We start from the raw sequence: 13,995 nt of genomic DNA, 5'->3' as shown, positions 1-13,995 counted from the left end.
GTTTAGTTATTTAATTTTATGCTTATAAAATATAGACCTGATATTGATGGACTTCGAGCCATTGCAGTGCTTTCGGTATTTGTTTTCCATTACTTCCCTCAGGTTATGCCTGGTGGTTTTATCGGAGTGGACGTATTCTTTGTTATTTCCGGCTATCTAATTACTTCCATAATAATAAAAGAGATCGATAATGGGAATTTTTCTTTTAAAAAATTCTATGTTAAGCGTATAATTAGAATCTTTCCCGCCCTATTTATCTTGCTTTTCGCCATATATACTTTGGGCTGGTTTATGTTTTTACAGGGTGATTTTAAATCTCTAGCTAAGCACATTTTTGGCGGCGCCTTCTTTTTATCTAACATACTTCTTTGGCGAGAAACAGGTTACTTTGACAGCAGCGCGACTTACAAGCCACTTCTGCACCTTTGGTCTTTAGGTATTGAAGAGCAATTTTATCTTTTATGGCCAATCATTCTCACTCTCTTTGCACGAACGAAACGAAGCTTATACGTAACAGGAACCGTTTTGTTTATCGCCAGCCTCGCATTCAGCATTTATACAATGCATTCCGCCACTGGTAGTAATTATTATTCACCTTTTTCCAGGGCTTGGGAGTTGATGTTCGGAGCTATGATTGCTTCACAAGGAGAAAAAAAAACAGTCAAAAATAAAATGAGCCACCAAATAATATCTACGACAGGTTTTATTTTCTTGATATGTGGTTTTTTTACAATTAACAGCAGTATGCCATTCCCTGGTATTGTAGCACTATTACCCGTTTTAGGAACTGGAATGGTCATTTACGGCGAGAAAAGTGGTTTTAATAAAATACTAACATGGAAACCTTTGCTTTCAATCGGGCTAATTAGTTATCCGCTATATATGGCGCATTGGCCATTTTACTCAGGAACAAGAATTATTTTAGGTCATGAGCCAAGTACCACGCTTAAGGTTGTCCTAATGACATCATGCTTGGTAGTAGCGTATTTAATTTATAAATATATTGAAACACCATTGCGAAAAAGCACCCAAAAAACGCTAATATCGATAATACTGCTATTTAGTACCTTTTTTATGGGCATTATAGGTTTTGTAACATATTGTTTTGATGGAATATCCTCACGGTCAGTAAATAACGCAACTCATGATTATCAAACATTCACTTCAATAACAGATCCTTATGACTATTTTCATTTCCAAAAAAGCATCCGCAAAGATGTATGTCATACGGTAGAACCTGATATTGCGGTTAAAAATGGATGTATATCTAAAAACCGTAACCAGATTTTTATATGGGGTGATTCCTATTCTGCATCGCTTTATCCTGGCATCAAATATGTAATCGAAAAAGAGGGATATCAAGCAAATATCAGTCAATCAACTGATGGTAACGGGCCACCATTTTTTGTGAGAGGAAGACGAACTGATTCAGGAAAAGATCTCCTGAAAGCTAACAATGATAGACTCAGCTTCGTTCAAATGGTACAACCTAAAGTTGTTGTAATTGCCTGGATGGTACATGGCACTAACGGCTCATCGGATATGTCATGGACGATAAAACAATTGCATATCACGATTTCAAGCATCAAACATGTTTCACCAGATTCTCGTATTGTCATCTTCGGTCCTTTCCCTGAATGGAATGAAGGCCTGATTCGGCAGATCATACATTACTATGATGCTAATAAGACATTACCACCGGAGTATATGAAAAATGGACTCCTGCATGATATTTTTTCTTTCGATAGAATAATCAAAGAAGCAATGATTAATGAAAATGTTGATTATATTTCCTCGGTAGAGAGTTTGTGTAACACTGAGGGATGCTTAGTAAGAACAGCCCCGGGCGCTATAAATATTACCACTATGGATTGGGGGCATTTATCAGAAGCGGGTTCGAAGTATCTTATTGAGAAAAATAAACGTATCGTATTTGATGGGTTAAGATAAAAGGCATAAAGAAGACACATCTGGTATAAACCAGATGTGTCTTCACTTCTTCATCCTTCTATTGACCAAAGATCATTACAGATGGGAACAGAATTTTTCATTTTTACTGTCAGTGCACTTGTAAGCACACCCGTTTTAGTTCCACGCACTTTTTGAGATTTCCGGGGTTTCAGCCATCAACCGGTACTCTTCCGGTGTCAGGTTATTCAGGGATTCATGGGGGCGCTCGCCGTTATATTCAGCCAGCCAGCGCTCTGTAATTTCCCGTGCTTCATTCAGTGTTCTGAACAGATAAAAATCCAGTACTTCTGTTCTGTATGTTCGGTTGAACCGTTCGATAAAGGCATTCTGCGTTGGCTTGCCGGGCCTGATAAATTCCAGCATCACACCATGCTCTTCTGCCCATTGTGCCAGCGTCAGCGAGACCAGTTCCGGACCGTTATCCATCCGCATCTTCAGCGGATATCCGCGGTTTGCCACGATCCTGTCCAGCACTCTCACGACCCGCTGTGCCGGGATATTCAGGTCAATTTCGATCGCCAGTGCTTCGCGGTTAAAATCATCCACCACATTGAAGGTCCGGAAGCGTCTGCCGCACACCAGCGCATCGTGCATAAAATCGCTGGACCAGCTCTGGTTCATCGCCTCTGGCGTCGCCAGCGGAGCCGGATTACGTACTGGCAGACGCTGTTTTCCCTTACGGCGAAAATTCAGTTTCAGCAGGCAGTAAATCCGGTGAACGCGCTTATGGTTCCAGCTGTTGCCCTGCCTGCGCAGCACCTGAAAAAGCTTTTTAAATCCGTATCGCGGATAGCGTTCAGCCGCCACAGTCAGCGCCATAATCACTGGTTCATCACGTCGCGTATCCGGCTGATAACGAAATACCATCCTGCTCAGCGACAATGTCCTGCAGGCCTGGCATAAGCTCATGGCAAACTGCGCGGTCAGATAGCTGACCAGCTCACGCTTTATCGCTGATGTTAAAGCTTTTTCTCAATAACGTCTTTCAGTGCACGGCACTCGAGACTCAGGTCCGCAAACATCTGTTTGAGGCGACGGTTTTCATCCTCAAGGTCTTTCATCTTTTTGATATCAGAGGCTTCCATCCCGCCAAACTTCGCTTTCCAGTTGTAGTACGAAGCCTCAGAGATCCCGGCCTCGCGGCAGACATCCTTAACGGTACGTCCGGCTTCGACGGACTTCAGAACGGCAATGATCTGGTGTTCGGTGAATCGGGCTTTACGCATGGTGATCTCCTCAGGGGACATAGTAAGTATGTCGGAAGATCTCTGAAAGTGAATGGTTCGTTTAAGCGGGATACTTACACTGTCTCTACATTTTGAATATGGACATGTAAGGGAACATTAACACGCGATGTTAATGTCAGTTTGAAAAAGAAGAAAAATAAGAAAATACGAAAAGGGAATTCGGTAAAAGCTGGCACCTCATAGAGGTGCCAAAGATAAATCAATCGTTACCAAACAAATCGCGCGTATAGACTTTGTCCTGTACATCCGCCAGCTCTTGGGCCATACGGTTGGAGATAATCACATCCGCTTCCTGTTTGAACGCGTCCAGATCGCGTACCACGCGGGAGTGGAAGAATTCATCTTCCTGCATCACTGGTTCATAAATAATGACCTGCACGCCCTTCGCTTTAATACGCTTCATGATGCCCTGAATGGAAGAGGCGCGGAAGTTATCGGAACCGCTCTTCATGATCAGACGATAAACGCCCACCACTTTCGGTTTACGCGCCAGGATGGAATCCGCAATAAAGTCTTTACGTGTACGGTTAGCATCAACAATAGCCGAAATAATGTTATTCGGTACCGACTGGTAGTTCGCCAGCAGTTGTTTGGTATCTTTCGGCAAGCAGTAACCACCGTAACCAAACGAGGGGTTGTTGTAATGATTGCCAATACGCGGATCCAGACATACGCCTTCGATGATCTGGCGGCTGTTCAGCCCCAGGCTTTCTGCATAGCTATCCAGTTCGTTAAAGTAGGCCACGCGCATCGCCAGATAGGTGTTGGCGAACAGTTTAATCGCTTCGGCTTCCGTGGAGTCGGTGAACAGTACGCGAATATCTTTTTTGATAGCGCCTTCCTGCAACAACGCAGCAAAACGCTCGGCACGTTCGGAGCGTTCGCCGATAACGATACGCGATGGGTGCAGGTTATCGTACAGCGCCTTACCTTCACGCAGGAATTCCGGTGAGAAGATAACGTTATCAATGCCGTATTTTTCACGAATGGATTGGGTAAAGCCCACCGGAATGGTGGATTTAATGATCATCACCGCTTGAGGGTTGATCTCGTGAACATCACGAATGACTGATTCCACGCTGCTGGTATTGAAGTAGTTAGATTTTGGATCGTAATCCGTCGGCGTGGCAATGATGACGAAATCCGCGCCGCGATAGGCGTCGAGTTTGTCGGTCGTCGCACGGAAGTTCAGCGGCTTATTCTGCAAATACTCCTGGATCTCCTTATCTACAATGGGAGAGATCTTCTGATTAAGCATATCTACTTTGGACTGAACGATATCCAGCGCCACCACTTCATGGTTCTGCGCAATCAGAATCCCGTTTGATAGCCCAACGTAACCTGTTCCGGAGATTGTTATTTTCATTCGATAAGCAACTTTTGTGAGTGTATGAAACCGGAGATGACGATCCCGTCGCCACCCGCTTAATATCAATAACTGTTGGGGTTTTTACCTCTTCTGTTGAGGGACTGTCAAGGCGACAATCGGCCGTCAACAGCGGCGTTTATGTATGGTTTAGCGGGCAATAATCGACAAAATGAATATGACTGCCCGAAAAAATGGCGGATCAGACGAAAAAAAGCCCGGCTTTAGCAACCGGGCTTGGGTAAACAAGATGGGTGATTATCAGATTAATCCAACCACTCGGTATGGAACACGCCGTCTTTATCAGTGCGTTTATAGGTGTGCGCACCAAAATAGTCACGCTGAGCCTGGATCAAGTTCGCTGGCAGTACCGCAGAGCGGTAGCTGTCGTAGTATGCCACCGCTGCAGAGAAGGTCGGTACCGGAATACCATTCTGCACGGCATAGGCTACTACATCACGCAGCGCCTGCTGATAGTCGTCGGCAATTTTCTTGAAGTATGGTGCCAGCAGCAGGTTTGCGATAGCCGGGGTCTCGGCATAAGCGTCGGTGATTTTCTGCAGGAACTGCGCACGAATGATACAGCCTGCGCGGAAGATCTTCGCAATTTCACCGTAATTCAGATCCCAGTTGTGCTCGTCGGAAGCGGCACGCAACTGGGAGAACCCCTGCGCGTAGGAAACAATTTTACCGAGGTACAGCGCACGGCGTACTTTCTCGATAAATTCAGCTTTATCCCCCACCAGTTTCGTCTGCGGACCGGAAAGCACTTTAGACGCGGCAACACGCTGCTCTTTCAGAGAAGAGATATAGCGTGCAAACACGGATTCGGTAATCAGTGACAGCGGCTCGCCGAGATCCAGCGAGCTCTGGCTGGTCCATTTGCCAGTGCCTTTATTCGCCGCTTCGTCAAGGATCACATCAACCAGGTATTTACCTTCTTCATCTTTCTTGGTGAAGATATCTTTAGTGATGTCGATGAGATAGCTGCTCAGCTCGCCAGCGTTCCACTCGCTAAAGGTTTTCGCCAACTCTTCGTTAGAGAGATTCAGACCGCCTTTCAACAACGCGTACGCTTCTGCGATTAGCTGCATATCGCCATATTCGATGCCATTGTGCACCATTTTGACGTAGTGACCCGCGCCGTCCGGACCAATATACGTCACGCAAGGTTCGCCATCTTCTGCAACTGCAGCAATTTTAGTCAGGATCGGAGCAACCAGATCGTAAGCTTCTTTTTGACCACCAGGCATGATTGAAGGGCCTTTCAGCGCGCCCTCTTCACCACCGGAAACGCCGGTGCCAATGAAGTTGAAACCTTCTTCAGAGAGTTCGCGATTACGACGAATGGTGTCCTGGAAGAAGGTGTTACCGCCATCAATGATGATGTCGCCTTTGTCGAGATATGGCTTGAGGGAGTCGATAGCGGCATCGGTGCCTGCACCCGCTTTCACCATCAACAGGATGCGGCGCGGGGTTTCCAGGGATTCGACAAATTCTTGTACGGTGTAGTAAGGAACCAGCTTTTTGCCCGGGTTTTCGGCAATGACTTCTTCGGTTTTTTCGCGCGAGCGGTTGAAAACTGAAACGGTGTAGCCGCGGCTCTCAATGTTGAGCGCCAAGTTGCGCCCCATAACTGCCATACCTACAACGCCGATTTGTTGCTTGGACATTACATACTCCTGTCAGGTGCAAATACGCCTCCGGATGATCCGGGCGAGTCAAAGTAAAGGGCATGGTAACTTAAAATAAAACGTGAGCGATAGTATCCGTTTAAACTTCTTGCATAATCCTTTCAATGTAAGTGCACATTTCGGCAATCGTTTTAGTCCGGAATAAGAAATACATTTTTAAGCATGAACAACCTCCTCCAAATTTTAATTATAGTGAGAACTATATAAGCTATTAGTGTGAGGTTAACATTCAGCATCAGCATAGTTTTAAAATATGTTTACGACATATATAAATAACACTTTTAATATGCCATAAAAAATTCTTACTAAATAGCGTCCTATTATCATTTTGGCTAAAATGAACAACCTTCAACTCTGGAAGGTAAACTAATCTATATCCAGCTTTTTTTGCCCTGAGGCAAATATCAATATCTTCGCAATACATAAAAAAATGCTCGTCAAACCCCTCGATATGCTTAAAGACGGAGCATTTCATTCCTAAAAAAGAGCCAGCACACCAATCAACCATTTGATGACAACTGATATCAGAGCGATCAATAATACTTTTATTATAACCCAAAAAATATGAAGTAAAGAAATCGGTTAGTGTTGGAAAATGACGGACAGAGGGATCCCGTACTGATAACTGCTGATCCTTATATAAATCAGCAGTAAAGAGATCATATTTATGATCTGCAAGTATATTAGAAAGGTTTATAATGGTTTCGGTTTCAATTAATATATCTGGATTAAGAAATAAAAAATAATCCTCATCTTTAACATGGTATTTCCTAATTATTTCCTCGACTGCGAGATTATTATTCCTTGAAAAACCAGAACGTTCCTTCGAACCCATATAGTCGATACTTTCCGCATTACAAAAGCGTTGTAATTTAAAGCTATTGACGTTATCTTTGATATAGAAATGAAATAATGAGTTAGAATCGGAACTTGTACTTTTTATTTTTTTGATTAACGATATAATATACTCGTCGTGATAGTGGCTTACAATTATTATATGTATCATATCGATTTTCTAATAGCATCTAACATCGCACGAAAATAAATTTTGAGATAACCAATTTCTTTTGTTTTGATCAACAATATTAATTGATGAACTAGTGAAAACATTATTTCTCGCATTGCTAAGAGTTTAGGAACATGAGCCATTTTAAGCATAAGGACACCATTTCTTACTCTATAATAACGTCTCCATACAGAATGTACTGGAACAACAAATGTAAATATTTGAATATGCGCATCACCAATCGCATGCTGCATAATCACATTTGGCGTAACAAAAATCTTGAATCCTAAGTTAATAATTCGTAAACACCACTCGGTATCGACATAATCAATAAATAGTGCTTCATCCATCAATGTAGATGCATTAAAGATAGCATTATCTATTAAACTTCCAGAAGCTATAATACACGTGACCTCAACAGGTTGAGTTGAACTTGTGTTTGGAGTGATTTTCGTACGAAATCCATGATTGGAAAGACGAATCACTGGATATATTTTATTATATCTACTGTCCTGTAAGGTCGGTCCAAGAGCAGCGATTCTACTGATCCGCTTAAGAGATAGAAAATCCTTAAGCATGAGTTCAACATAATCGTTAGAAATATTACTGTCTTGATCAAAAAGCAAAGTAAAATCTCCGCCATGGTTAAGACCATGGCGAATACCAATATTTTGTGCTGCGGCAATACCGACATTCTCAGCAAGAGGCAAAATCTCAGTATTACCGTAATCTTTTACAAGCTTAAAAATATCTTTTACATTATTACTTCCATTATCGACGATAATAATGCGACACTTTTGGCTTTGTAGATGTGACACAAGATATGATAAATTAGAAACGAGAGGGTTGAAAGTTACAATAACAGCTATAACGCTCAACTCTCGAATGTTAACTTTATTTGTCATCACTGTGGCCATTTGCCATTATTTTCTCGATTTTGCAACTATTACCCCAAATAGCAGGTGAATCATATGGCCGAGCAGGATAAACATTATACTCAGGTTTAATTTTGAGTTTATGCTGAGCGATAAAGTTTTCTACTGCTGTGCGCAAACTTTTCGGCTTACCACTACTGCAGTTGATAACTCCATGAATATCAGTCTGAATTGTTGCGGCAGCAATCTGTTGCGCTAAACACTCAATATCAATAAAATCGTACAACATTTCGCCACTATTAAGAGGGAAGGTCTCTTTACCGGCATCATCGGCAGCAATTATTTTAGCAAAAATGGAGTTACTATTTCTATCATCACCGGTTATGTAATACATACGCAACCATTTAAGTGGGATACTGGCTTTTTCCATTTCATAGATGCAGGCTTGGCGCAGAAAATTCTTTGCAATCCCATACGGGTTGGTAGGATTGCATGCAGTGTTATCGGTAATCTCGCCTACATGGTATCCTATCTCATGCATAGTTCCAGCAACAGAAATATTTTTCACACCAGCTGCAATTAACGCTTTTAAGAAATAATAGTGGCGCATAACATTAGAAATATGGCTTTGATCATGATGATTAAAACCCGCGCTCCATGCTAAATGAAGAACGGCATCAAATTGACTGAAAATTCTGATGATTTGCTCATCCGTTGCTTCTAAAATATCCATTTCAATAAGTGTAGGAGAAATTATACTACCCTTTTCAGGGAGAACCACGTTATTTGCTCCAGGATATACTATAGCACTAACGTCATGGTGCATTAGAGCTAATGCCCTAACTACATGTTTTCCTATATAGCCACCAGCACCAGTAACAGCAATTTTCATAATCATTTTTTCTTCTTAAATTTGGCAAACTTATAGACCTTTTTGATTAAACGATAAGGTCCGTATAACATTTTTGATCCACGCGGATATTTTTCCCATACAGTCCGTCTAAACGTACTGAATAGAAGCCTCGAACAACCACTTAGCACTGCAAGAAAATCCGCTTTACCTGATTTTGAGTCAGTAAATAGTCTAAGCAAGCTTGAGTATTGCCAATACACATCACCATTAGGTAGTGTGGACATAATTTTCTGATGTTTAAACTCAAGCTTAGTATAATTCTTTTCTGCCTGCGAAGGCGTCATTATACTATAAACGCTAAATCCTTCATTTTTCGATACATAACTAATAATACGTTCCAGTACATGTGATAAACTCCCATCAACATGAGCTGGTTCCGCATTGAAATCAGTCCACTTCCAATCATGCTCAAACAAAGGGCGTAACGCTGCTGGTCTAAACCAAAACATCGTTCCATAGACTGCAACTGGTGTGTCATCATCTAGAGGAACCTGTATGTTTAATTTCTTACAGAGTGCTGCTGTGGGTCCGTAGTTAGCAAACCAACTATGCCCCATCGTAGGATAGCCGATGTGTACAAGCGGTGGGCAAATCACACCTATATCTTCATGTTTATTCATGAAACCAATAAGATTGCTGATATATTCAGATGAACCCAAGAGGTTTTGATAAAGATGTTTCTTAAAAGAATCCGCACGAGAAAATCCATTTTGTGGTGACTTCTTGGAATGTACACGACAAATATAATCATATTTATCATTCGTACAAACATCTTTGAAAGTGATAAAAAGTGATGACATATCACGACCACGGTTTTCTTCAACAACGCGAACGTGAACATATTGACCAATATTTTCGGTTTTATTTCGTAGAATAACAGCATCTTTTTCGCTAGAAGTTGAAATATATAAATCATACTTATAGGGAATATTTCCGATGTAGTTATATATTTCTTCCCACATATCGGAGTAATAAACGTGAGCTATTACCGCAAGTTTGGTTCCATGATTCTGTGCATCAGAGTACTCTGGAGAAACGTAGTTATCAGGTATGATCCTTAGTTGTTCTAAATTTGTATAAAGAACTCTAGGCTTAACTGTCCTATTAATGTTTTGGTTAATAAGAGCTATATCGTAGTCACTATTTTTTTCAACTTCCTCAATGGCTCCACGCAGGTCAACACAATTGATATCAAGCCAAAAAGGATCGTGAAAAAAGAGGCGACGTTTAAGAATTGGACATCGATTCTCTATTGTCTGCTTTACATCAATAAATGTCGGATATGTTGACGGATAATCATCATTATTAATATAAACGGATGAAGTAAAGCCCATCGACTCAAAATGATCGGTAAAACGTGATTCATGTTTGAGCACGGAATCGGTGTAACTCGTAATCATTGGCATATCTTGCCAATATTTTTTGAATTCAATTGAACCCAACATTTTACTTCGAATGGCAATAAAATGAGACTGAATGTGGCGAGGCAATATACCAGTTCCTGTGAAAGGGTTTGGAACCACTTCACCATGCTCACTGATACCCCAAAAATCACACTCTCTGCTGCTCATTTCATTAAACAATTCAGCGAAAGGAAAAATTGGCGCAAAAAAAGTATAATTTAGAAGAATAGCTTCATCATAATTGCTGGCTAGTTTATCGTAGCCAATAGACTCAATACCCTCTTTGTAACCCCATACATCGAAACCAACATTTTCCCGACAAAAAACTTTCGCACCAATATTTTCAAGTTTCGCCCTTCCAGCAGCTGTTATTTTTGAGTTAGAAATAACTATAATGTCTTTGACAAAGTGTTGTAAAGCAGTGAGCTTGAATGGTATATAATCATCTACTTCACCACACTCGTCATAAAAAAGATAAAAGGCAATCCTGCGCATCAAATGTTACCACTCACTTATTCAAATATTGGTTAATAATATCATTAGGTAGACCATCCGCAATGATACTTCCATGGTCTACCCAGATAACTCTGTTACAAAGTTCGAGCAAAAGTTCCATTTGGTGTGAAACAAATACCATAATATTGGAATCTTCTATCATCGCCTTCATTCTTGCTTGTGCTTTTAGAATAAAATCAGCATCCCCACCTGCAAATAGCTCATCAAGAATGAGAATGTCAGGCTTAGTGGCAGTAGCAATAGAGAAAGCTAATTTCATATACATGCCGGTTGAATAGTATTTCACGGGCATATCAATGAACTGTTCAAGCTCAGCGAATTTGATTATTTCCGACTCAATTTCTTTCAGTTTCTTTAAGTCATAGCCAAGAATAGTGCCATTCAGGTATATATTTTCTCTACCACTTAATTCAGGGTTAAAACCAGCTCCTATTTCAAGTAAAGGGGCCACTTTACCCTTGATATAGATATTACCTGTTGTTGGGGTATAAATTTTACACAATACCTTTAATAAAGAACTTTTCCCTGCTCCGTTATGCCCAATAATACCTAATCTATCGCCGTGGTTTATTTTTAGATTTATTTCCTTTAACGCTAAAAAGGTTTCGGCTTTTTTTTGATGAGATCTGGTAAAGAGATCGGCGAATAATTCCTTTACGCTTGAGCTTTTATTATGATAAAGCGTAAATTGTAAAGCAACGTTTTCAAGAACTATTTCAGAATTCATATCTATAACCTAAATATAACTTTTTTTTCATTCTGCCTAAAATAAAAAACGCCACAGACAATACTCAACAATGAACAAACAGAACATATCAATAATGTGTGAGCATTGGGCATAAGCCCATAATAAATAGGGGACCGAAAAAGATCAATATAATATACCAATGGATTTAAAATAAATATCATGTGAAATTTTTCAGGTGTAGCATTAATAGGATAAATAATTGGCGTGGCAAAATATAATGCCTGTAAAACAACTCCTATTAAATACTGAACATCTCTGTAGTAAACAGTCACAATTGAAAGAATGAACGTTATACCAAGGGTGAATGTTACAAGCAAAAGAAAAGATATAGGTAAGAAAAAAAGTGATAATGTAATTTTGGCTCCCAAAATTAATGCGATTATGAACAGGCATGCAGTGCTTAATAATGAGTCAACCAAGGTAGAAATAACAACTGAAATTACGAACAATTGTTTCGGAAGGTATATTTTTTTAAACAAAGATTCATTTGCCAGTAATGCACCACCGCCTTGGTTCAGAGAGTTAGAAAAGATAGACCATGGAATCATTGCAGCGAACAAAAATATAGCATACTCATTAACTTGAAACTTCATTACTAACGAGAATACTACAGCAATAATTGCCATGTTCAGCAAAGGATTGAGTAAGGTCCAGAGGAAACCGAAGAAGGTCCTTCTATATCTCATCGTAATTTGTTGAGTTATTAGTTGCCTCAAAACTTGCTTATATTCAACTATTTCATTAATAAAAGAAATCATAATTATTTACTTTTTTCAATAAGCGCACTAATAGACTGATTAAAACCATTTGTGAAACAAGAGCGTTTATAACCAAGTTTTTCTATTTTATCGCAATTTAGAACACTGTATGAAGGCCTCTCAGCTACAGCTTTATATTCAGCAGAGCTAATACTCTCAACTTTAGAATGTGAGAAAATTACAGCTTCAGCAATTTTTTGAGCAAAATCATACCAACTCATAACAGTGTCACCACTATAGTGGTAAATACCAGGTTTCAAGCTATTTGCCTTAATGATATCAATAATTAATTTAGCTATATCAGGAGCATAGGTTGGCGCTCCTATCTGGTCAAATACAACTTTGACATCTTTATTTCTCTGCACAAAATTAAAGATCGTTCTCAAAAAATTTTTGCCATATTCACTGTAGACCCAAGATGTTCTAATTACTATTGCATCAGAGTGATTTTCAAGGACAGCTAGTTCACCAAGATGTTTTGTACTACCATAAACATTAAGCGATTTAACCTTATCTTCCTCAGAGTACGGCACCGTGCTTTTTCCATCAAATACATAATCCGTAGACACATGTATAAGTTTTGCTCCATACTTTTTTGCTGCCTGAGCAACATACTTCGCGCCTAAAAAATTAACCTGCTTAGACACATCGATATTTTTCTCAGCATCATCAACCGACGTGAAAGCAGCGGTATTGATCACAACATCGGGTTTAAAATATGATATCACATCATAGACATTCTGTTCATTTGCAATATCAAGGAATATTTTATCTGCAGCCAGAACAATCCAGTCTGACGGCATATGATTGCTAAGACTTTGTCCTAACTGACCTTTAGCTCCGGTTAGCAATACTCTCATTTATACAGATTCGCCAATGTAAGACCATTTTTATCCTTTTCCGATAGTTTGGGATTTACTATAGGCCATTCGATACCAACATCCCTGTCATTCCACAGTAAACATCCCTCGTGCTCTGGATAATAGTAATCAGTACATTTATATTCAAAGTCTGCCGTTTCCGTGAGTACGCAAAAACCATGTGCAAGTCCTGGTGGAATCCAGAGTTGCGTTTTATTTTCCGCAGAAAGCTCAACTCCGACCCAACTTCCATAGCTTGGTGACTCAGGACGAATATCAACTGCAACGTCAAACACAGATCCGCTCACAACACGCACTAATTTACCCTGAGGGTTAATCTTTTGGAAATGTAAACCGCGGAGAACATCTTTTGTAGAACGCGAATGATTATCTTGCACAAAATCAAGGCTTATATTAAGCATTTCCTGATAACGTTTCTTTTCGAACGTCTCAAGAAAAAAACCACGCTCATCCCCAAATACTCTCGGCTCAATAATTTTTACGTCATTAATAACAGTATCAACAACTTTCACAGAATTGCCCCTTGAATTCACATCATTTATAATAAACGTTTAACCTCAAGAAAAAGCCATATTGTCGATGACTTTTTTCTATGAATGGCGTTTAGCTTAAGATGT

12 protein-coding genes are annotated in these 13,995 nt (G+C 40.1%); 1 reads left to right on the top strand and 11 read right to left on the bottom strand.

The annotated features are described in order from the left end of the window. Positions 1-18: 18 nt before the first annotated feature. Positions 19-1,950, top strand: a complete 1,932-nt coding sequence (locus ACFX4O_RS09265) for an acyltransferase family protein (RefSeq protein ID WP_380208262.1) — start codon at positions 19-21, stop codon at positions 1,948-1,950. Between the two features lie 135 nt (positions 1,951-2,085). On the opposite strand, the gene ACFX4O_RS09260 is transcribed toward ACFX4O_RS09265, so the two are convergent. From ACFX4O_RS09260 to rfbC, 11 genes are all read right to left on the bottom strand, one after another. Beyond that, positions 2,086-3,197 (bottom strand): IS3 family transposase gene (locus ACFX4O_RS09260; RefSeq protein WP_380208260.1). Its coding sequence is split into 2 segments (ribosomal slippage): positions 2,086-2,936 and positions 2,936-3,197, totalling 1,113 coding nucleotides; the frame shifts between segments, so codons are not numbered across the junction. 220 nt (positions 3,198-3,417) lie between these two features. Next, a complete protein-coding gene (gene ugd, locus ACFX4O_RS09255) occupies positions 3,418-4,584 on the bottom strand; it encodes a UDP-glucose 6-dehydrogenase (RefSeq protein ID WP_380208258.1) in 1,167 nt (388 codons plus the stop codon). Positions 4,585-4,850: 266 nt separating this feature from the next. Then, on the bottom strand, positions 4,851-6,257 hold the full coding sequence (gndA, locus tag ACFX4O_RS09250) for an NADP-dependent phosphogluconate dehydrogenase (protein WP_380208256.1): 1,407 nt from the start codon (positions 6,255-6,257) through the stop codon (positions 4,851-4,853). Between the two features lie 256 nt (positions 6,258-6,513). Continuing rightward, a complete protein-coding gene (locus ACFX4O_RS09245; RefSeq protein WP_380208254.1) occupies positions 6,514-7,113 on the bottom strand; it encodes a glycosyltransferase family 2 protein in 600 nt (199 codons plus the stop codon). A gap of 167 nt (positions 7,114-7,280) precedes the next feature. Continuing rightward, positions 7,281-8,201, bottom strand: a complete 921-nt coding sequence (locus ACFX4O_RS09240; protein WP_380208252.1) for a glycosyltransferase family 2 protein — start codon at positions 8,199-8,201, stop codon at positions 7,281-7,283. Next, complete coding sequence (locus tag ACFX4O_RS09235; RefSeq protein ID WP_380208247.1) at positions 8,179-9,057, bottom strand: NAD-dependent epimerase/dehydratase family protein; 879 nt, start codon at positions 9,055-9,057, stop codon at positions 8,179-8,181. The genes ACFX4O_RS09240 and ACFX4O_RS09235 overlap by 23 nt, the downstream gene beginning before the upstream one ends. Continuing rightward, positions 9,054-10,970 (bottom strand): rhamnan synthesis F family protein, encoded by a 1,917-nt coding sequence (locus tag ACFX4O_RS09230; protein ID WP_380208245.1) that lies wholly within the window; start codon positions 10,968-10,970, stop codon positions 9,054-9,056. Before ACFX4O_RS09230 ends, ACFX4O_RS09235 begins: the two co-directional genes overlap by 4 nt. A gap of 13 nt (positions 10,971-10,983) precedes the next feature. Further along, positions 10,984-11,718, bottom strand: coding sequence for an ABC transporter ATP-binding protein (locus ACFX4O_RS09225; protein ID WP_380208243.1), 735 nt, complete (start codon positions 11,716-11,718; stop codon positions 10,984-10,986). A gap of 2 nt (positions 11,719-11,720) precedes the next feature. Continuing rightward, entirely contained in the window at positions 11,721-12,497 is a 777-nt protein-coding gene (locus ACFX4O_RS09220; RefSeq protein WP_380208241.1) for an ABC transporter permease, read from the bottom strand. Between the two features lie 2 nt (positions 12,498-12,499). Then, positions 12,500-13,357, bottom strand: coding sequence for a dTDP-4-dehydrorhamnose reductase (rfbD, locus tag ACFX4O_RS09215; RefSeq protein ID WP_380208239.1), 858 nt, complete (start codon positions 13,355-13,357; stop codon positions 12,500-12,502). Next, on the bottom strand, positions 13,354-13,890 hold the full coding sequence (gene rfbC, locus ACFX4O_RS09210) for a dTDP-4-dehydrorhamnose 3,5-epimerase (RefSeq protein WP_380208237.1): 537 nt from the start codon (positions 13,888-13,890) through the stop codon (positions 13,354-13,356). Before rfbC ends, rfbD begins: the two co-directional genes overlap by 4 nt. Between the last annotated feature and the right edge of the window lie 105 nt (positions 13,891-13,995).

The organism is Kosakonia sp. YIM B13571 (assembly GCF_042788095.1).
Taxonomy (GTDB): Bacteria; Pseudomonadota; Gammaproteobacteria; order Enterobacterales; family Enterobacteriaceae; genus Kosakonia; species Kosakonia quasisacchari.
This window is presented reverse-complemented; position numbering and strand designations above follow the sequence as displayed.

Excerpts from the sequence above, each read along its gene's own strand:
- ACFX4O_RS09220 (WP_380208241.1), bottom strand. The coding sequence starts at position 12,497 with ATGATTTCTTTTATTAATGAAATAGTTGAATATAAGCAAGTTTTGAGG.
- ACFX4O_RS09225 (WP_380208243.1), bottom strand. The coding sequence starts at position 11,718 with ATGAATTCTGAAATAGTTCTTGAAAACGTTGCTTTACAATTTACGCTT.
- rfbD (WP_380208239.1), bottom strand. The coding sequence starts at position 13,357 with ATGAGAGTATTGCTAACCGGAGCTAAAGGTCAGTTAGGACAAAGTCTT.
- ACFX4O_RS09265 (WP_380208262.1), top strand. The coding sequence starts at position 19 with ATGCTTATAAAATATAGACCTGATATTGATGGACTTCGAGCCATTGCA.
- ACFX4O_RS09240 (WP_380208252.1), bottom strand. The coding sequence starts at position 8,201 with ATGGCCACAGTGATGACAAATAAAGTTAACATTCGAGAGTTGAGCGTT.
- ACFX4O_RS09235 (WP_380208247.1), bottom strand. The coding sequence starts at position 9,057 with ATGATTATGAAAATTGCTGTTACTGGTGCTGGTGGCTATATAGGAAAA.
- gndA (WP_380208256.1), bottom strand. The coding sequence starts at position 6,257 with ATGTCCAAGCAACAAATCGGCGTTGTAGGTATGGCAGTTATGGGGCGC.
- ACFX4O_RS09230 (WP_380208245.1), bottom strand. The coding sequence starts at position 10,970 with ATGCGCAGGATTGCCTTTTATCTTTTTTATGACGAGTGTGGTGAAGTA.
- ugd (WP_380208258.1), bottom strand. The coding sequence starts at position 4,584 with ATGAAAATAACAATCTCCGGAACAGGTTACGTTGGGCTATCAAACGGG.
- ACFX4O_RS09245 (WP_380208254.1), bottom strand. The coding sequence starts at position 7,113 with ATGGGTTCGAAGGAACGTTCTGGTTTTTCAAGGAATAATAATCTCGCA.